General features: G+C 65.8%; 19 protein-coding genes. 10 read left to right on the top strand and 9 right to left on the bottom strand.

The features are described from left to right. Positions 1 to 15: 15 nt before the first annotated feature. The 9 genes from FRZ40_RS36940 to FRZ40_RS36980 form a co-directional block, all read right to left on the bottom strand. Positions 16 to 1473: a helix-turn-helix transcriptional regulator gene (locus FRZ40_RS36940; RefSeq protein WP_147237490.1), complete on the bottom strand. Its 1458-nt coding sequence runs from the start codon at positions 1471 to 1473 to the stop codon at positions 16 to 18. A 253-nt stretch (positions 1474 to 1726) separates the two neighbouring features. After that, positions 1727 to 2584 (bottom strand): type III secretion system export apparatus subunit SctT, encoded by an 858-nt coding sequence (gene sctT, locus FRZ40_RS36945; RefSeq protein ID WP_147237491.1) that lies wholly within the window; start codon positions 2582 to 2584, stop codon positions 1727 to 1729. Then, a complete protein-coding gene (locus FRZ40_RS36950) occupies positions 2581 to 3078 on the bottom strand; it encodes a type III secretion protein (protein WP_147237492.1) in 498 nt (165 codons plus the stop codon). Before FRZ40_RS36950 ends, sctT begins: the two co-directional genes overlap by 4 nt. Positions 3079 to 3088: 10 nt before the next feature. Continuing rightward, positions 3089 to 4477, bottom strand: coding sequence for a type III secretion system ATPase SctN (gene sctN, locus FRZ40_RS36955; RefSeq protein ID WP_147237493.1), 1389 nt, complete (start codon positions 4475 to 4477; stop codon positions 3089 to 3091). Further along, positions 4477 to 5250 carry a type III secretion system stator protein SctL gene (sctL, locus tag FRZ40_RS36960; protein WP_147237494.1) on the bottom strand — a complete coding sequence of 258 codons (774 nt, stop codon included), beginning with the start codon at positions 5248 to 5250 and terminating at the stop codon, positions 4477 to 4479. Before sctL ends, sctN begins: the two co-directional genes overlap by 1 nt. Beyond that, on the bottom strand, positions 5235 to 5924 hold the full coding sequence (locus tag FRZ40_RS36965) for a type III secretion protein HrpB4 (protein ID WP_147237495.1): 690 nt from the start codon (positions 5922 to 5924) through the stop codon (positions 5235 to 5237). The genes sctL and FRZ40_RS36965 overlap by 16 nt, the downstream gene beginning before the upstream one ends. Then, a complete protein-coding gene (gene sctJ / locus FRZ40_RS36970; protein ID WP_147237496.1) occupies positions 5921 to 6721 on the bottom strand; it encodes a type III secretion system inner membrane ring lipoprotein SctJ in 801 nt (266 codons plus the stop codon). The genes FRZ40_RS36965 and sctJ overlap by 4 nt, the downstream gene beginning before the upstream one ends. Then, positions 6721 to 7113, bottom strand: a complete 393-nt coding sequence (locus tag FRZ40_RS36975) for a type III secretion protein (RefSeq protein ID WP_028364183.1) — start codon at positions 7111 to 7113, stop codon at positions 6721 to 6723. Before FRZ40_RS36975 ends, sctJ begins: the two co-directional genes overlap by 1 nt. A gap of 15 nt (positions 7114 to 7128) precedes the next feature. After that, complete coding sequence (locus FRZ40_RS36980; protein ID WP_147237497.1) at positions 7129 to 7722, bottom strand: HrpB1 family type III secretion system apparatus protein; 594 nt, start codon at positions 7720 to 7722, stop codon at positions 7129 to 7131. A gap of 245 nt (positions 7723 to 7967) precedes the next feature. On the opposite strand from FRZ40_RS36980, the gene sctU reads away from it, so the two are divergent. The 10 genes from sctU to FRZ40_RS37030 all read left to right on the top strand — a co-directional run bounded on the left by sctU (position 7968) and on the right by FRZ40_RS37030 (position 16757). Continuing rightward, positions 7968 to 9056 (top strand): type III secretion system export apparatus subunit SctU, encoded by a 1089-nt coding sequence (sctU, locus tag FRZ40_RS36985; protein WP_147237498.1) that lies wholly within the window; start codon positions 7968 to 7970, stop codon positions 9054 to 9056. A 52-nt stretch (positions 9057 to 9108) separates the two neighbouring features. Further along, positions 9109 to 11193 (top strand): type III secretion system export apparatus subunit SctV, encoded by a 2085-nt coding sequence (gene sctV, locus FRZ40_RS36990; RefSeq protein ID WP_147237499.1) that lies wholly within the window; start codon positions 9109 to 9111, stop codon positions 11191 to 11193. Between the two features lie 8 nt (positions 11194 to 11201). Continuing rightward, the gene (sctP, locus tag FRZ40_RS36995; protein ID WP_147237500.1) at positions 11202 to 11765 is read left to right on the top strand and encodes a type III secretion system protein SctP; all 564 of its coding nucleotides are present in this window, start codon (positions 11202 to 11204) and stop codon (positions 11763 to 11765) included. A 33-nt stretch (positions 11766 to 11798) separates the two neighbouring features. Beyond that, on the top strand, positions 11799 to 12983 hold the full coding sequence (sctQ, locus tag FRZ40_RS37000; RefSeq protein ID WP_147237501.1) for a type III secretion system cytoplasmic ring protein SctQ: 1185 nt from the start codon (positions 11799 to 11801) through the stop codon (positions 12981 to 12983). After that, on the top strand, positions 12961 to 13617 hold the full coding sequence (sctR, locus tag FRZ40_RS37005) for a type III secretion system export apparatus subunit SctR (RefSeq protein WP_028364188.1): 657 nt from the start codon (positions 12961 to 12963) through the stop codon (positions 13615 to 13617). Before sctQ ends, sctR begins: the two co-directional genes overlap by 23 nt. A 29-nt stretch (positions 13618 to 13646) precedes the next feature. Beyond that, positions 13647 to 13910, top strand: a complete 264-nt coding sequence (gene sctS / locus FRZ40_RS37010; protein ID WP_028364189.1) for a type III secretion system export apparatus subunit SctS — start codon at positions 13647 to 13649, stop codon at positions 13908 to 13910. Continuing rightward, a complete protein-coding gene (locus FRZ40_RS37015; RefSeq protein WP_147237502.1) occupies positions 13907 to 14875 on the top strand; it encodes a hypothetical protein in 969 nt (322 codons plus the stop codon). Before sctS ends, FRZ40_RS37015 begins: the two co-directional genes overlap by 4 nt. 106 nt (positions 14876 to 14981) lie before the next feature. Next, positions 14982 to 16208 (top strand): type III secretion protein, encoded by a 1227-nt coding sequence (locus tag FRZ40_RS37020; RefSeq protein WP_147237503.1) that lies wholly within the window; start codon positions 14982 to 14984, stop codon positions 16206 to 16208. A 2-nt stretch (positions 16209 to 16210) separates the two neighbouring features. Continuing rightward, positions 16211 to 16453, top strand: a complete 243-nt coding sequence (locus FRZ40_RS37025) for a type III secretion protein (protein WP_147237504.1) — start codon at positions 16211 to 16213, stop codon at positions 16451 to 16453. 82 nt (positions 16454 to 16535) lie between these two features. Continuing rightward, positions 16536 to 16757 carry a hypothetical protein gene (locus tag FRZ40_RS37030; protein WP_028364193.1) on the top strand — a complete coding sequence of 74 codons (222 nt, stop codon included), beginning with the start codon at positions 16536 to 16538 and terminating at the stop codon, positions 16755 to 16757. The last annotated feature ends 17 nt before the right edge of the window (positions 16758 to 16774 follow it).

Here is a 16774-nt window from a genome sequence, read left to right on the forward strand (position 1 = left end):
GGCTGGCGGCGCGGGTCAGCGGTTCAGCGTGTCGGACGGCGATTCGTTGAATTCGCGGCGGTAGCTGTTGACGAGCGTCGAGCGGTTGCTGACGCCCCATTTGACGGCCGTCGCGAGAATGCCCTGCTCGTGCGCGCTGTCGTCGGCTTCGAGGTCCGCGCGGATGCGCTCCATGCGCAGCCGCCGGATGATTTCCGTCGGCGTCGAACCGAGGCTCGCCTTGAACGCGCTTTGCAGCGCGCGATCCGTCACGCCGATCTGCGCGGCGATCTCGCGGATCGACAGATCCTTGCGTTCGAGGTTGTCGAGCAGATAGCGATACGCACGGCGGTAACGCGCGGGCAGCCGCGTGCCGATGTCGTCGAGCTGTTCCGGCGCGCGCGCGATGCGCTGGCCGTAGCGCGCGAGCGCGCCCGCTTCGTCGCGGATGCAGTTGACGGCGGCGAGCGCATAGCGCGTGTACACCTCCAGCGACTCGCCGCTGCGGCCCTGCACGTGACGCAGCTTCGCGAGGCAGTACAGATACTCCAGCTGACGATGGCTTTGCGGCATCCGCACTTCGGCCGTCAGCAGCGCGAGAATCGTCTCGGCCAGCGACGACACGCCGCCCGCGAGACTCGCGAGCACGATCTCGATGCGCACGGCGCTCTGATAGTTCTGGATGCCCTGCTTGCCCGCCCATTCGGCATGCGCGAGCATCGGCTGCTGCGCCTCGCGCTCGCCGCCCGCGAACTGCGCGAGCTGATCGAGAAACTCGACACGTGCGCGCAGCAGCGGATCGGCGATCGCGCCTGTCAGCATGCGCAGCGCGGCGGGCCGCTGCGGCGCGACGCGCGGCGCGGCATCGCCCGTCAGGCCCACTTGCCAGTAGATGTGATCGGACAGCGCGGCGCGCGAGCGCAGCGTGCTTTGCGCCTCGACATCGAAACGCACGGTGCTCAGCAGGCGCTGCCAGCCATCGGCATTGGGCAGCACACGATCGTTCGACGTCACCTCGTCGAGCAGGTCTTCGAGCGTATCGAGCACGGCATCCGCATCGCGCAGACGGCCGACGCAGAAGAGCACGCCGAACGCACCGAACAGCGCGTCGAGCCGCAGCGCCGCGCTTGCCTGCGGATGATCGGCGATCTGCATGAAGCACGACATCGCCGTGCCGTAACGGTAGCGGAACAGCGCCTGCCAGCCCGCGTTACGGCACGACGCGAAGCGCATGCCGTCCTTGTCGTCGCGCATGCGCTTTTGCGCGTCGCGGAACGATTCGTCGGCATCGACCTCCATGCCGAGCGACAGTTGCAGATCGCCCTGCAATTGCAGCAGCGCGGCGGGCGTCGCGTCGTCGTGATGATCGACGAGGCGCTGTACGTGCGCGGCAGCCGCCTGCACATTGCCGTTGCGGATCAGTTCGACGACGCTGTAGGGCGCCGACGCCGCGTTGAGCATCGACACATACGGGAAGTAGTAGGTAACGAGCATGGCTGGTTCCGTCGTAAAGCTCGCGCAGCGATGGAGGCGACGCTGCCTGAGCGCGTTGAAACGATCGCGACGCTGTTCATCGATATTTCATCGATACGTCGCGGCGACGGAATGCACTGTAGCCAAACGGAAATGTGAAATTCTCAATAATCAGAGGAAAGAGTTGAGGCTTGAGCAAAGTTGAGATTTCGCGTTCTTCACGGACAAGAACGCTCAACAAATCTCACTTCTATGGCATGCGATTGCCGTGACATCACGGCGTCACATCGCGGGAGGGAGGCTTGGCGCCTGGCTTCAGATCGGTGTCGCGATCGCTCATCTGCGCAATCGCGCGAACCTGCTCCCTGAAGAGCCGCAAGTCGAGCTGATCCTGCACCTGATGCACGAAAAGGCCCGTGAAGACGGCGAGCATCAGCACCGTCACTGCTCCCTTGATCGGCTGACTGAGCGCGCTCAGATCGAGTTTTTGCGCGGCCTTCGACGCGAGATTCGCACCGAGATCGATCAGCAGCAGCACGAGCAGCATTGGCGCGGCAAGTTTGGCGATGGTCTGCATCAACGTGTCGGTCTGGTGCATTGCGAACACGCCGAGAAAATCCGTCGACATGGGCTTTGTCGATGCAACCGGCCACCATCGATACGACTCGTACAGCGCCTCCAGCAAAAACTGCATGCCGCCGAGCGACCAGAACGCAACGGTCGCGATCTGGCCGAGCAACGTCGCCGATGGTGTGGATTGCTGCGACAGCATCGGGTTGCTCATCTGCGCGTTGTTGTAGCCCGTCAGATTGTCGAGATAGATGCCCGCGCCTTCCGCCACCCAGAACACGGTCGCCGCCGCGAAACCCATCACGACGCCGATCAGCGTCTCGCGCAACGCGGTCATCATCAGCGTGAAGCCCGTCAGCGAATCGGCGAACGACGGCGGCTGCGCCAGCGCGACGAACAGCGTGAAGCTCAGCGCGACACCGTTGCGCAAGCGCCCTTGCAGCACGCCCTCCGCGGTCGGCGGAAAGAGCGTCATGATCGCGTAGAGCCGCAGCGAGCAGACGCCGAGCACGGCGAGATGCCTGAGCAGCCACGGGCCGTAGAGTTGCAGCAACTCGGTCATGCGCGGGCAAGGCGCGCGAGCGCCGTCTCTTCGATGTCTTCGTCTTCCGCGTCGGCGGCGATGCCGTCGAGCACGCGTTGCAGCTTGCCGATGCGCGTTTCGCACAAACCGATGCGACCGCGATTCTTCGCGATCTCGCCGCGCGTGTTCGCAATCGTGCCGTCGTGGGCCGCGATGGCCTGTTGCGCGGCCGTCAACGCGTCCAGCGCGGCGGCGTGCATGCGGTCCACTTCATCCGCGTAGAGGCGGATCGCCGTCAACGTGTCGATCGAAAACGGCTCCGCGCCCGACATCATCGCGCTGATGCGCCGCCCGTAGGAACGCGCCTGCCCCTCAAGCGCCGCTGCGTGAGCGCGCGCCTGCCCTTCGCGCTCGACGAGCGGCACACGCGCCGCGACGAGCTGCGCAAGCCGCGCGCGCAAGTCCTGTTCGAGGCGCTGGCGGCGCGACACGGCGCGCGACAGCGCGGCTATCTGTCGTTGCGGTGCGCTCATCGCCGTGTGCTCATTGCGCGTCCCCTTGCGCGAGTTCGTGCAGCGCCGCTTCCGTGTCCGCCGGGTCCGCGTATGAATCAGTCGGCTGCGACAGGAACGCTTTCAGCGCGTCGATCTTCGCGATCGCTTCGTCGGCGAGCGCGTTCGTGCCCGGCTGGTATTCGCCGATCTGCAACAGCATGTCCACCTCGCGATGCTTCGCAAGCAGCTTGCGCAGCCGCCCGGACGACGCCATGAACTCGCGCGGCATCACTTGCGACATCACGCGCGACAGGCTGCCGAGCACGTCGATGGCGGGGTAACGGTTCTGCGCGGCAATTTCACGCGACAGGATCAGATGGCCGTCAAGCACGCCGCGCACTTCTTCCGCGATGGGATCGCTGCCCGACTCGTCTTCGGCGAGCACCGTATAGAGCGCCGTGATCGAGCCGCGCTCGCCCATGCCCGCGCGTTCCAAGAGACGCGGCAACTCGGCGAACACGGACGGCGGAAAGCCACGCCTTGCGGGCGGCTCGCCTGCTGCAAGGCCGATCTCGCGGCCCGCGCGCGCGAAGCGCGTCAGCGAATCCATCATCAGCAGCACGCGCTTGCCTTCGTCGCGGAAATGCTCGGCGATGGCCGTCGCCACGTACGCCGCCTTCGCGCGCTCGCTCGACGAACGGTCCGATGTCGCGCACACGACCACCGAGCGCGCCATGCCCTTCTCGCCGAGAATCAGCTCGACGAATTCGCGTACTTCGCGGCCACGTTCGCCGATCAGCGCGATCACGTTGATGTCGCATTGCGCGCCGCGCGCGAGCATGCCGAGCAAGGTGCTCTTGCCGACACCCGCCGGCGCGAAAATGCCCATGCGCTGGCCTTCCGCGAGCGTCGTCATCGCGTCGATCACGCGCACGCCCGTGACCATCGGATGCTCGATCATGCGGCGCGTCATCGGGTTCGGCGGGTCCGCGAAAATCGGCCTGCTGTCTTCGGCCTCGATCGGGCCGCGCCCGTCCATCGGCTGACCGAGGGCATCGATCACGCGGCCGAGCAGGCCGTCGCCGACAGGCACCGACAACGGCCGCTGCAAGCCGATCACATGCGTCGCGCGCGACACTTCCGACAACTGCGCGAACGGCGACACGACAGCATGCTCGCGCGTAAAGCCGATCACTTCGCCGTGCTGCAACAGCTTGCCTTGCGGCGTGCGCAGCTCGCACAGCTCGCCGAGCTTCAGGTCGATGCCCGCGACCTTGATCAGCGTGCCGACCACTTCGGCGATCTTGCCCGTCTGACGCACAGGCAACAGCGAGCGGATCTCGCGTTCGATCGCGCTGCCGAGTTCGCGCAAGCCGTGTTCGTGCAGACCGAACACGTCGGTCAACGGCTTGTCCTGCAGTGGATTCACGGTGTTCATCAGCTTGTCTCCGCGGGCTCGGTCTGGTCGGCTTGCGCCTTTAACGACGTGTTCAATGCACGAACGATGGCCGCGCGCATCGAATCGAGTTGCGTCGACAGGCTTGCATCGACAATGCCGAGGTCCGATTCGCATACGCAGGCGCCCGGCTCCAGGCGCGGGTCTGCCGCGACGGCGAGGGGCACGGGCCGTCCCAGCATGCGCAGCCGCGCCTCGAATTCGCCGAATGCTGCGCGCGCTGCGTCGAGATCGGCGGGATGCACGCTCACGCGCAGGTTCGCCGATCCTTCGACAATGCGGTCGATCGTATCCGTCGCGCGCGCGAACAATGCCTGTGCGCTTTCGGCGCGCACCAGCTGCTCGACGGCGAGCATCACGAGTTCGGCCATCCGGTTGCGCATGCCCTTTTGCAGGCGCTGCGCATCGGCGCTCAACGCGGCAATGCGTTCGATCCATTGCGCCTCGCCGCGCGCGACGCCTTCCGCGTAACCCTGCTGCGAGGCTGCTTCACGTTCACGCGCAGCCGATGCGACGAGCGCTTGCGCTTCATCGCGAGCCGCGTGCAGGATCTGCTCGCGCTCGATCTGCGCGGCGGCGAGGATCGCCTGGCGCTCGGCCTCGACGCGGCCATAGACGTCGTCGATGGTCGCGAGCATGCCGAAAGTCTCGCGCGGCACGATATCGCCGACGAGACCAACGCGCGGTTCGTCCTTGCCGTTTTTAGCGTCGCGCGTCGCGTGCGCGTCGCGCGGCCGGCTCAGCCAGATAACCATGGATACTCCGGCACAAGAGGTCCGAGACGTTCGCGCAGCAACGCGAATGCGTCTTCGCATTCGTCTTCCGAAGGCGATACGGTGCTTGCATCCGCAGATGGCAACGCGAAACGCAGCAACATGCGCTGCGCGCCCGCGCGCGGCAGCAACGCCAGCCCTTCGAGCGCGAGTTCGTCGGCATCGAGCGAGCCGAGCGCGCGCATGCCCGAACGCTCTCGCCTGGCGTCCACGAGCGACGGCGCCTCGGGCACGGCCTTGCTGAGCAGATCGTCGAGCGGGCAGCCGATCCATTCCGCGAGCCGCTTGCGCGTGGTGCGGTCGACGAGCCGCCGCACTTCCGCGCGGCGTGCGAGCAGCGCGAGCATTCGCAGTATCTGCAAGGCGGTTTCCACCGGAAGCGCGTCGAGACGCGCGGCGGGCGCGGCGCTGAAGAGATCGAGCGTCGGCGGTGCGGGCTGCAGCACGCGCAGTAGGGCAAGCGAGCACATGTCGTCGCAGCGTGCGCGTAATGTCGCTAATGCCGCTTCCATATGTGTCTGCGTGCGCAGCTTCGCATCGAGACCCAGCGCTGCCGCCAGCCAGTCGCGATGCAGCCATTGCAGCGCGCTGCGCGCATTGCGTTGCCAGCCGAGCAGAATCTGCGCGGCATCGCCCGCCGCAAGCACCGCGCTCATGCGGACTTCTGCCTGCGTCCCGGCAGGCGCTGCGCAAGCGCACCGAAACTGGCCTTCAACGGCGCGATCAATCCGGCAAGCCGTGCACGAAACACATAACCCCCAGCGCCAGCCATCGCGATCAACACGAACAGCCCGCCCAGCACGAACGGCCACAAGGGTGCATGCGACGGCGCGCGGCTGTCGAAATCGACCTGATCGGCGGCCACGCCCGTGACGCTGACCTGATCGTACGAAAGCCCTTCGACGCTATGCACGACGAGGTTCTTGATCTGCGGCACGAGCGCATCGAGTTCGAGACCGGGCCGGTATTTGATGAACACGGCAGCGGAAGACGGCTTGATGGTCTGCGCAAGCGGATCGTTGTTCGGAATCACGATCTGCACGCGCGCCACCAGCACGCCGTCGATATGCGACAGCGTGCCCGACAGTTCCTGCGACAGCCCGTAGATGAAGCGCACGCGCTCTTCCGTCGGCGTCGACACGAGACCGTCCTTCTTGAACAGGCTGCCGAGATCGTCGAACTTGCTATGCGGCAGGCCTCTTTCGCGCAGCACCTGCATCGCGCGCACCATGTCGCCGTCGTCGACCTGCAACGTGTAGGTCTTGCCGCCGTCGGGCGTGCTCTTTTCAGCCGGCACACCGCGTTCCAGCAGCGCGACAGTCATCTCGTTGACGTCCTCTTCGGCAAGCCCCGTGTACAGCTCTTTCTTGCAGCCCGCCAGCAGCGCGCACGCGACGAACAGACCGCCCATCAACATGCGCCGTGCGGGAGGAAGCAGGGTTCTCGTGTTCATCACTGGTTCTTCATCAGCGTTTCAGCCGACGACTTCGACGCCGACACCACGGCCATCTTGGTCTGGAAGTCGAACTGCGCGAGCGACAGATTCAACGACACCTGCGCGGCCGCCGCGATCTGTTGCGTCGGCGACAGCGACGCCGAATGCGCGCTCAGCGTCGCGACCTGTTCGAGCGCCGCTTCCATCTGGCCGTCCTGCTTGCGGATCGCGTCGACGAGATGATTGCCCGCGTGCTGCCCGGCATCGCCGCCCGGCGCGACGAGCGGCTGCTGCATCAAGTCTTCGAAGCGGCTGACGGATTCGGGCGCGGGCATCTGCGGCAACTGTTCGGGCTTCGCGGCCTCGGCGGCCGCGTGTACAGCCGTTTCGGCAATGCTTGTGATCGACATGAGCGTCTCCTCGAATCAGGCGCGCAAAAACGCATGCGATGCGAACGCGGGCGCATCGGCCGATGCGTGCCGCGCGTTATTCGACTCCGCGTTCTCCTGCTCTTGCGCGAGATCGCGGTACGACTCGGGCAGCACGAAGTCGCCGCCGCGATGATTCGCGCGCGCGGCTTCGAGATCGGCGCGCACGCCGAGCGCACGGACCAGCGCACGCGTTTCCGGGCCTGCCTCGCCTTCGAGCGCCTGGTCGGCCCATTGACGCCAGCCGGCGTCGTTCTGCGCTGCGAGACAGTACGCATACATCGCCTTCGCATACGCGAACGACGGCGCTGCGTCGATCACGTCGCGCAGCGTGCGCGACGCGTCTTCCCAGCGTCCGTTGACGATATGCAGCACACCCGCCAGCGTGTCGATCTCGGCGACCTTCGGACGGAAGGCGCGCAGCGCGTCGAGCACCAGTTCGATGTCGGTCGTATCGGAGGACGCTTTCGGGAAATGCCGGAAGAGACCCGCCGACGCGATCTCGATCAGCGCATTCAAGGTGGCGTCGCCGCATTGCAGATAGTTCGGCGCGGACTGGGCGGAAGCAGGTTGTGACGGTTTCGCGAGCATGGCGTGGACCCTCTTGATGAAAACGGGACGCGGGGCGTCATCCGTCGGCAAGGTATCAGGCGGGTCGCGCGCAGCCCGCATCGCAGCCGAAGCGAGTCGCGCGAAAGCGAACCGCTGGGCGCGAGCGCAACGCGCTGGACGGCCGGCACCCATGCGCTTCGCAACCGTGCGCGGGGCTTCGCCTCGGTGGAAAGCCCGCCGCTGCACGCGCCCTACACTCCGGCAGCACGCACGAGGAGCGCCAAATGAGCGACGACAAAACCGAACAGCCAACCGAGAAACGCCTGCGCAAGGCACGCGAGGACGGCGAAGTCGCGAAGAGCACGGATCTCGTCGACGGCGCGCTGCTCGCCGTGGGTGTCGGCATGCTGATGGCGACGGGCGACAAGATCGTCGGCGCGTTGCGCTCGTGCATCTCGATTGCGCTGAAGTTCGTCGCCGGTCCGCACGACATGACGACGCTGATGCTCGCCGTCAGCCAGATCGGCTCGCGCATGACGGGCGCGATCCTGCCCGTGATCGGTGCGGCAATTCTGGCTTCCGTTGCCGCGCTCGCGGGACAGACGGGCATCGTGATTTCAATGAAGGCCGTCGGTCTCAAGTTCGAGAACGTCAGTCCGATGGCGGGCATCAAGCGCATCTTCTCGCTCAAATCGCTGCTCGAACTCGCGAAGATGACCATCAAGGGCATCGTGCTCGCGCTCGTGATGTGGAAGACGATCACGGGCCTGCTGCCGCTCGTGACGGGCTCGATGTTCCAGTCGCTGCCGGAGCTGTCGAAACTCGCGAGCTTCGTCGTGATCCGCCTGCTCGCGGTGGCGGCCGCGCTGTATGTCGTGTTCGGCGGCGTCGACCTGAAGCTGCAGAAATTCCTCTTCATTCGCGGCAAGAAGATGAGCAAGGACGAGATCAAGCGCGAATTCAAGCAGGACGAAGGCGATCCCATCATCAAGGGCGAGCGCAGGCGTCTCGCGCAGGAACTCGCGACGACCGCGCCGCGCAAGATCGCGACGGCGAGCATGGTGGTCGTCAATCCGACGCACTACGCGGTAGCCGTGCGTTACGCGCCGGATGAATATCCGCTGCCTGTCGTGATCGCCAAAGGCATGGACGAAGCGGCGCTGCAGATGCGCCGCGACGCGCAGTTCGCGGGCGTGCCGATAGTCGGCCATCCGCCCGTTGCGCGGGCGCTCTACAAGGTCGACCTCGACGATCCGATCCCCGACGAACTGTTCGAAGCCGTCGCCGCGATCCTGCGCTGGGTCGATTCGCTTGCGCTGCCGAGCGACGCCGCAGCCACGGCGCCCGCCGCCGTGCGGGCGCTGTCCGGCTGAAGGCTCACGTCGCGCTCATCCACGCCACTCGCTACGCTCAACTACCACGCTCATGTTCAAGACGCTCAAACTGCCTGCCGGAGGCGAAATCGGCATCCTCGTGATGATCATCGCGATCGTCTCGCTGATGATCCTGCCGCTGCCGTTCTTCATGATCGACATACTCGTCGGCCTGAACATCGCGACGGCCGTCACGCTGCTGATGATCACGCTCTATGTGCCGAGCGTCGTCTCTCTGTCCGCGTTCCCGTCTATCCTGCTGTTCACGACGCTGTACCGGCTGTCGCTCAGCATCGCGTCGACCAAATCAATCCTGCTGCATGCGGAAGCGGGCGACATCATCGACAGTTTCGGCAAGCTCGTGGTGGGCGGCAATCTCGTCGTCGGCATGGTGGTGTTCATTATCATCACGCTCGTGCAGTTCATCGTGATCGCGAAAGGCTCGGAGCGGGTCGCCGAAGTCGGCGCGCGCTTCACGCTCGACGCGATGCCCGGCAAGCAGATGAGCATCGACGCCGACTTGCGCGCCAACCTGCTGACGGCCGACGAAGCGCGTCACAAGCGCGCGACGCTCGCGCTCGAAAGCGCGCTGCACGGCGGCATGGACGGCGCGATGAAGTTCGTGAAAGGCGACGCCGTGGCGGGCCTCATCATCACGATGATCAACATCGTCGCGGGCCTCGCTGTCGGCGTGCTGTATCACGGCATGACGGCGGGCGAAGCGGCGAACCGCTTTTCGATTCTCTCCGTCGGCGATGCGATGGTCGCGCAGTTGCCCGCGCTGTTGTTGTCCGTGGCGGCGGGCGTGATGATCACGCGCGTCGCCGACGACCGCGACGAGAAACCGCGCTCGCTCGGCGCCGAGATCGGCAAACAGCTGATGGGCAGCGCGCCCGCGCTCGGCTTTGCGGCGTTACTGCTGGTCGCGTTTGCCGCCGTGCCGGGCTTCCCGTGGCCGCTCTTTCTCGTGCTGAGCGGCATCCTCGGCTTGACTGCATGGAAGTTGAAAAAGCGCGGACCTTCGCGCGCGTTCGAAGACCTCGAAGCCGTGCGTTCGATGCAGCGCGCGGGCGCGAAGAACGAAACGCCCGCAATCTCCAGCGTGCCGCCCGCGTTTTCATGTGCGCTCGGCGTGCGGCTCTCGCCCGATCTGCGCGGGCGCCTCGCTGTGGAGCGTCTCAATCAGGCCTTCGAAGCCGAGCGTGCGGCGCTGCAGGAGGAACTGGGCCTGCCGTTTCCCGGCATCCACATGTGGATCAGCGAAAAGCTCGCGCCGTCTACCTGCGAGTTCCTGATGCACGACGTGCCCGCGTTCACGCTCGAACTGCCGCAAGGCAAGCTGCTGCTTGCCGACTTGCCGCAACGGCTCGCAGCGCAACCCGAAGATCCCGACACGAAAGCGCTCGCCGAACGCTGCGAACAGCGCGCTTCGATCGACGGCGGCGGGCAGCCGAGCTACTGGCACGATGAAGGGGCGCTCGCGAACAAGGCGGCCGGCTGGCGCGCTGAACAGGTGATCGCGCATGTCAGCGTGCAACTGCTCAGGCGCAATGCGTCGCTGTTTCTCGGCGTCAATGAAGTGCAATGGATTCAGGAGCAACTCGGCATCGAATATCCGGGCCTGCTCGCCGAGGTGCAAAAAGTACTGCCGCCGCAGCGTATCGCCGATGTGCTGCGGCGTCTGCTCGAAGAACAGATCCCCATCCGCAATATCCGCAACATCATGGAAAGCCTGATCGCGTGGGGGCCGAAAGAGAAAGACGTGCTGATGCTCACGGAATATGTGCGCGGCGACCTCGCGCGCTTTCTCGCGCATCGCGCCGCGCTCGGCGCGCGCATTCTGCCCGCCATTTTGCTCGACGGTCCCGTCGAGCAGCATATCCGCCAGGCAATCAAGCAGACGCCGACGGGCAACTATCTCGCGCTGCCGCCCGATCAGATCAGCTTTCTCGTCGACAGTATCGAATCGTTCGCGGGTCTTGCGCCACGCCCCGGCATCGCGCTCGTCACGTCGATGGATATCCGGCGCTATGTGCGGCGCATGATCGAAGGCAGGCTCGGCTGGCTGTCCGTCTATTCGTATCAGGAACTCGGCGGCCATCTCGAACTGCAGCCGATCGGCCACGTCACCGCCTGAGGCCGCGCATGTCGAGAATCACATCGCGGCCCGTGCGCGTGATCGCGGCGCCGATGCAGACGTCGAACGCTTCGGCCGGTGCGCGCGTTCGGCGTACGCGGCATGCGGACTTCGCCGCGCTCGTGCGCCGCAACGGCAAGGCCTTGCCCGACGACGATCTTCTCGCCGCCATGTCCGACGATGACCGTGAGCCCGAACCTCAGGCAGAGCCGTCGCTCGCGCAACGCATCGGTAGCGCGAGCCAGCGCGTCGTGTCAGCCGTGCTGCGCCGCGAGCAGCAGATGCTCGAACTCGCGCATGTGCTTTCACGGCATGTGGCCGAGTTCGCGTCGAACCCCGCGATCCGCCACGCGGGTCATTGGGAAGTGACGTTGCGCATCGATCCGCAGCGGCTGCCCGGCACACAGTTGCATCTCACGCTTTCGCCTGCTGTTCTCTTGCTTCGCTTCGATGTGGAGACCTCCGACACGCGCCAACTACTCTTGCAGCATGCTGGTCTGCTCGAACGCGAACTGCGCCAGTTGCTCGCGTCGCAAGGCGAAGCGCGCACGCTCGAACTGACGGTTCATTAGCGCGATCCACGACACAACCATCACGCAGCCCGTATGTCCACTGAACGTCCCTATGCAGAGCAGTTGCGCCACGTCACACCCGATGCAGCGTGCGCGGCCCGCTTTCTCTGCGACGCCCGTCACCACGATGCATTGCGCCGGCTCGGTGCAATCGACGCGCTCGAAATCGCGCCCGCTGCCACAGCAGGCAACGCGTTCGACGAACCCGGCCGCATCGTGCTCGCACATCTCGAGGGCACGCTCGATATCGATCTCGATCTCGCGCGCTATCCCGCGTTGCAGATCGTCGCGGCCAGCGCGGGCGACGGCGCGCGCCACGCACTGCGCAACACGCTCGCCAACGCGCTGCTTGCGCCGCTCGTGCAGCGCTTTCAGGCGGCGGGACTTGGACGCTGGCGCGTGACGGCGGTGGAACGCGCAGCCGCCGACGCGCATGGCGAACGCTTCGACGTTGCACTGCTGCACGACGGCGTCGTGCATCGCTTTTCGATGGGCGCTTCCGGCGCGACGCTCGACGTGCTGCATACACGGCTCGCCGCACTGCCTTCGCTGCACGCAACCGGGATCTTCGCTGCGTCGTCTTCGCTGCGCGTGCCAGGATCGATCGCGCTCGGCACGCGGCGGGTGCCGCTTGCAGCCTTGCAGGCGTTACGTCCCGGCGACGTGTTGCTACGCACCTTTGCGCCCGGCGTCGCGCAGGCGTTGCAGAGCGATGCCGCGTTCACTGCGCGCGCCGCGTGGGGCGCAACGGCAGCCGGCATGCGGCGAATTCATGCGCGTGTCGTGATCGACGGCACGCAGGTCACTGTAGAAGAGAAACCCATGATGAACGAAGACCCCTTGCAGGCCGAAGCACCAGACACGCTGCCCGGCGATGGCGAAGCGCTGCACGATATCGAAGCCGCGACCCACGATGCGCAATCCTGCGAAGCTCCCGCAAACGACGGCATTGATGCAGAACCGTTCGATGCGCCGCTCGATATCGGCCTGCTCGATCTGCCCGTGCAGTTCGAAATCGACAGCGTCGCGCTGCCGCTCGCGCAACTCGCCGCGCTGCGGCCCGGCTATGTGATCGAACTCGCCGCGCCCGTTCTCGATACACCCGTGCGCCTCGTCACGCATGGGCAGACGGTCGGCTATGGCGAGGTCGTCTGCGTCGGCGAACATCTGGGCGTACGTATCACGAGGATGGCTTATGCCGGCGATTCAGACAGGTGACATCACCGGGCTGCTGATCGTCGTGCTGGCGATCAGCGTGATCCCGTTCATCGCGATGGTGGTGACGTCGTACATGAAGATCGTCGTCGTGCTGGGGCTGCTGCGCAATGCGCTCGGCGTCCAGCAGGTGCCGCCGAACATGGTGCTCAACGGCATTGCGATCATCGTGTCCGTGTACATCATGGCGCCCGTCGCGTTCTCCGCGATGCAGGGCATGCAGGCGGGCCAGGCGCCCGGCAACGTCACGCAAAACGTCACGGCAGGCATCGCCGCCGCGCGCGAGCCGTTCCGCACGTTCCTCGAAGCGCATGCGCAGTCGCGCGAGCGCCAGTTCTTCCTGCGCTCCGCCACGGCCTTGTGGCCCGCCCAGGAAGCCAAGGCGCTCAAGGACACCGATCTGATCGTGCTCGCGCCCGCCTTCACGCTGACGGAACTCACGGATGCCTTCAAGATCGGCTTTCTGCTGTACATCGGCTTCATCGTCGTCGATCTGGTGATCGCGAACGTGCTGATGGCGATGGGTCTGAACCAGGTGCAGCCGACCAACGTCGCGATTCCGTTCAAGCTGCTGCTGTTCGTCGCGATGGACGGCTGGTCCGCGCTGATGCACGGCCTCATTCTCGGCTACCGGTAGGCGTCGCGGCTCTTCACGATGGATTTGTCATGACTATCGATACGCTCGTCGGACTCGCGACGCAAGGGCTGCTGCTGTGCCTGTACGTGTCGCTGCCGATCGTCGTCGTTGCAGCCGGAGTCGGGTTGCTCGTGTCGTTTCTGCAGGCGATCACGTCGCTGCAGGATCAGACGCTTTCGTTCGGCATCAAGCTGATTGCCGTGGTGGTGGCGCTCGTTGTCGTCGCGCCGCTCGGCGCATCGGCGATTCTGCGCTTTGCAAACCAGCTGCTCCTGACGGCCGTGACGCGATGAACCCGATCCACTCGCGCCCCGCTGCGGGCCCCTCGGCCACGCAAGAGACCGCGCAGACCCAGCGCGGCCAGGTCGAACCCGCAAAGCAGCACACACGCGCACGATTCGCCTCGACGCTGCGCAACAACGTACGCTTCGCGCATGCGCATCATGCGCATCTGCAAGGCCAGGCGCGTTCGGCCAACGCGCGGCGTCTTGCAAAAGCACTGGCGAAAAAGCGTCAGGGCAAGGCAGCCGCGATGCGTTTCGCCGCGACACGCCGTCCAGCTACGGCTCGCCCGTCGAACACTGCGCGATCTGCTCAGAACGCGAGAAACGCCGACCGCCAGCGCAACGCGCCGCTGCGCGTGACGCGCGACGGCGGCAATGGCGGCTCGAAAGGCGGCGGTCAGCAGCAGCAAGGCGGACAGCAGCAGGAGCAACGCCAGCGCAGGCACGATGCGCGCGACGACGATTTCACGCTCGCCGGCGCGGATGACGCGGCTCGTGCGGTTGCCGCCTTACCGATGTTCGCAGGCTCGCCTGCGCTGACGCTGCAAGGCGCATCGCGACGCGAGGCATTGGCCCGCGCCTGGTGCGATGCCTTGCTCAAACCGGACCGCCCGCTGCACGGCGCGATGAACCAGTTACGCACGCTGCGGCGGCACGAAGGCGCGTTGCCGCTCGCGTCGCTTGCACAGGTCCGGCAATCGTTGATGGACGCGACGGCGCGCGCAGCGGACCGGGCTGTTCAGACATCGCCCGAGCCCGAAGCAGTCGCCGCACACGATCCACCTCGCGCAAGTACGGCGAAGGCCACGCGCAACGTTCTCGCGCCGCTGCTCGCGCTAGTTGCAGGCGCACCGATCCTGGCGGCCCGCGAAGGCCGCGCAGCAAGCGCGAACGCGGCGCTCCACGGCATCGCCCACGCGCGCAGCACACGTGCCGCCCAAGCGTGCGCACTGCCGTCGGAGCCCGACAGCTGAGGTCGCTTCGCGTTCGCGCGAGTGCCTTCGCAAAGCAGACAGATCGTGGCCCGTGCGTCCATTAATCTGCGACTCATCGAAGGAACCGGCCTGATCGACGGAACTCATGAAACAACTGCGCATCCTGACGGGTATTCATGCTGGCGCGACCGCCCCGCTCGGTCCCGGTCTGCACCGGATCGACGCGGACGACGACGCCGACATCCGCATCACCGACTGGACGGGGCCGTCCGCGATCGTCGAAGTAGGCGAGAACGATGTCGTGACCGTAAGGCGGCTCGCTGCGCTTGCACCCGATGCGCCCGATGCGCCCGCTGGCGATGAAGCCCGTGATGACGCGAACACGGGGCACAGCGAGACAGAAGCCCCGGCGCCAGCGGAAGCCATCATCGAAGACACCGCGTCCGTCTTCATGCTCGATTTTCTGCCGATGCAGTTCGACCAGAGCGTGATCTGCATCGGACCCGACGATGTCGAATGGCCGAGCGACCTCGCCTTGCTGTCGACGCTGCTGAAGCCCGGTCAGTCCGGCGACGCGCAAAGCAGCGCCGTTCGCTCGCGGCGCCGCGCCTTCGTTGCGATCGGCGCGGCGTGTGTCGCGCTGGCCATCGTCGCGTGTGTCGGCGCGTTGTCGCTGACGACGCGCGCCAAAGCGTCGATGCTCCCGAACGACGTCGCGGCAATGGAGAACGTGAACCGCGAATTCGCGAGCGCGCATCTGAACGAACTGCGGGCATCGCTCGACGGCCATGGCGGCGTGCTGGTGCGCGGCCTCGTCGCGAACGAATCGGAGAATCTCGCCGCGCGGCGTCTGCTGGCGGCCATCACGTCGCCGCGTGTGCAGGCGCAGTACGGCATCGCCGAAGTGATCCGGCGCAGCATCGGCGAAAGCCTGCCCGTTGCGGGCATCAGCGTGCATTACGACGGCAGCGGCGTGTTTTCGATTGCAGGCAAAGATGTGGATATGGACGCGTTGCAGCAAGGCGTCAAACGCATCCGTCCCGACCTGCCCGCGAATGTGAAGGACATCCGCATCGACGCGACGGGTGCCGGGCAGGCGGATGCGCCCGTGGGCGCGAGCTACATCGCGATTGTGTCGTCGGACACGGTGCGTTATGCGCAAACGCCCGATGGCGTGAAGCACATCTTCATTCTCGACAACGACACGGCTGCGAGCGGCGCGAACGCGGCCGATGCAACGAGCGACACGGCCGCGCCCGCCGCCCCGGCCACAGCGCAACCCGCAAGCGATGCCATGCCAGCGGCGGCGCGGCATGCCCTCGACTTACCTCACACGTCCGTCGCGCAGACGGCCGACACGTTACGGAGATGAACATGTACGAAGCCATCGAACGCCACGCGCAACACTTCATGGAATTGCAGACAGTCGTGACGGCTGCAAATGCCGATGCGCACGTCGCTGAACTGCGCAAGGCGCTCGAAGACAGCGCCGAGCAATTGAATCACGCCGCCGACGGCACGGCCGCCGACCGCGACGCCCGCGCCCGCATCTATCGCGGACTCGTCGCTGCGAGCCGCATCGTCGGCCAGTTGCGCGAGGACGCATTGCGCGGCTGAGCCTGCATCACGTCAAGCATCGAACGCTTTTTCAACCACCGGTCCGACATCCTGTTGGCCGGATCTTTCCAGGAGAGCAACCATGCCCGGTCTTGCAACAGCAGGACAAGCCGCACTGAGCGGCATCACAAGCGGTATCAATTCGGGTGGCGCAACGGCAGCCGCCGAAGCCACGATCAACAACAACGCGCAACAACAGCTCGAGATCGCCCAGGCGCAATCGAATGCGAGCCTGCTGCAAGCGCTCGGCGAAGCGATGAAGTCGGGTGCGTCGAGCATCCAGAAGGCCGCACAGGCATCGTAATGCGCGTTGGCTGGCCG

Source organism: Paraburkholderia azotifigens (assembly GCF_007995085.1).
Lineage (GTDB): Bacteria > Pseudomonadota > Gammaproteobacteria > Burkholderiales > Burkholderiaceae > Paraburkholderia > Paraburkholderia azotifigens.

Excerpts from the sequence above, each read along its gene's own strand:
- sctP (WP_147237500.1), top strand. The coding sequence starts at position 11,202 with ATGTCGAGAATCACATCGCGGCCCGTGCGCGTGATCGCGGCGCCGATG.
- sctN (WP_147237493.1), bottom strand. The coding sequence starts at position 4,477 with ATGAACACCGTGAATCCACTGCAGGACAAGCCGTTGACCGACGTGTTC.
- sctT (WP_147237491.1), bottom strand. The coding sequence starts at position 2,584 with ATGACCGAGTTGCTGCAACTCTACGGCCCGTGGCTGCTCAGGCATCTC.
- FRZ40_RS36980 (WP_147237497.1), bottom strand. The coding sequence starts at position 7,722 with ATGCTCGCGAAACCGTCACAACCTGCTTCCGCCCAGTCCGCGCCGAAC.
- FRZ40_RS37030 (WP_028364193.1), top strand. The coding sequence starts at position 16,536 with ATGCCCGGTCTTGCAACAGCAGGACAAGCCGCACTGAGCGGCATCACA.
- FRZ40_RS36965 (WP_147237495.1), bottom strand. The coding sequence starts at position 5,924 with ATGAGCGCGGTGCTTGCGGCGGGCGATGCCGCGCAGATTCTGCTCGGC.
- sctJ (WP_147237496.1), bottom strand. The coding sequence starts at position 6,721 with ATGAACACGAGAACCCTGCTTCCTCCCGCACGGCGCATGTTGATGGGC.
- sctL (WP_147237494.1), bottom strand. The coding sequence starts at position 5,250 with ATGGTTATCTGGCTGAGCCGGCCGCGCGACGCGCACGCGACGCGCGAC.
- FRZ40_RS36940 (WP_147237490.1), bottom strand. The coding sequence starts at position 1,473 with ATGCTCGTTACCTACTACTTCCCGTATGTGTCGATGCTCAACGCGGCG.
- sctU (WP_147237498.1), top strand. The coding sequence starts at position 7,968 with ATGAGCGACGACAAAACCGAACAGCCAACCGAGAAACGCCTGCGCAAG.
- FRZ40_RS36975 (WP_028364183.1), bottom strand. The coding sequence starts at position 7,113 with ATGTCGATCACAAGCATTGCCGAAACGGCTGTACACGCGGCCGCCGAG.
- FRZ40_RS36950 (WP_147237492.1), bottom strand. The coding sequence starts at position 3,078 with ATGAGCGCACCGCAACGACAGATAGCCGCGCTGTCGCGCGCCGTGTCG.
- sctV (WP_147237499.1), top strand. The coding sequence starts at position 9,109 with ATGTTCAAGACGCTCAAACTGCCTGCCGGAGGCGAAATCGGCATCCTC.
- sctQ (WP_147237501.1), top strand. The coding sequence starts at position 11,799 with ATGTCCACTGAACGTCCCTATGCAGAGCAGTTGCGCCACGTCACACCC.
- FRZ40_RS37015 (WP_147237502.1), top strand. The coding sequence starts at position 13,907 with ATGAACCCGATCCACTCGCGCCCCGCTGCGGGCCCCTCGGCCACGCAA.
- FRZ40_RS37020 (WP_147237503.1), top strand. The coding sequence starts at position 14,982 with ATGAAACAACTGCGCATCCTGACGGGTATTCATGCTGGCGCGACCGCC.
- sctS (WP_028364189.1), top strand. The coding sequence starts at position 13,647 with ATGACTATCGATACGCTCGTCGGACTCGCGACGCAAGGGCTGCTGCTG.
- FRZ40_RS37025 (WP_147237504.1), top strand. The coding sequence starts at position 16,211 with ATGTACGAAGCCATCGAACGCCACGCGCAACACTTCATGGAATTGCAG.
- sctR (WP_028364188.1), top strand. The coding sequence starts at position 12,961 with ATGCCGGCGATTCAGACAGGTGACATCACCGGGCTGCTGATCGTCGTG.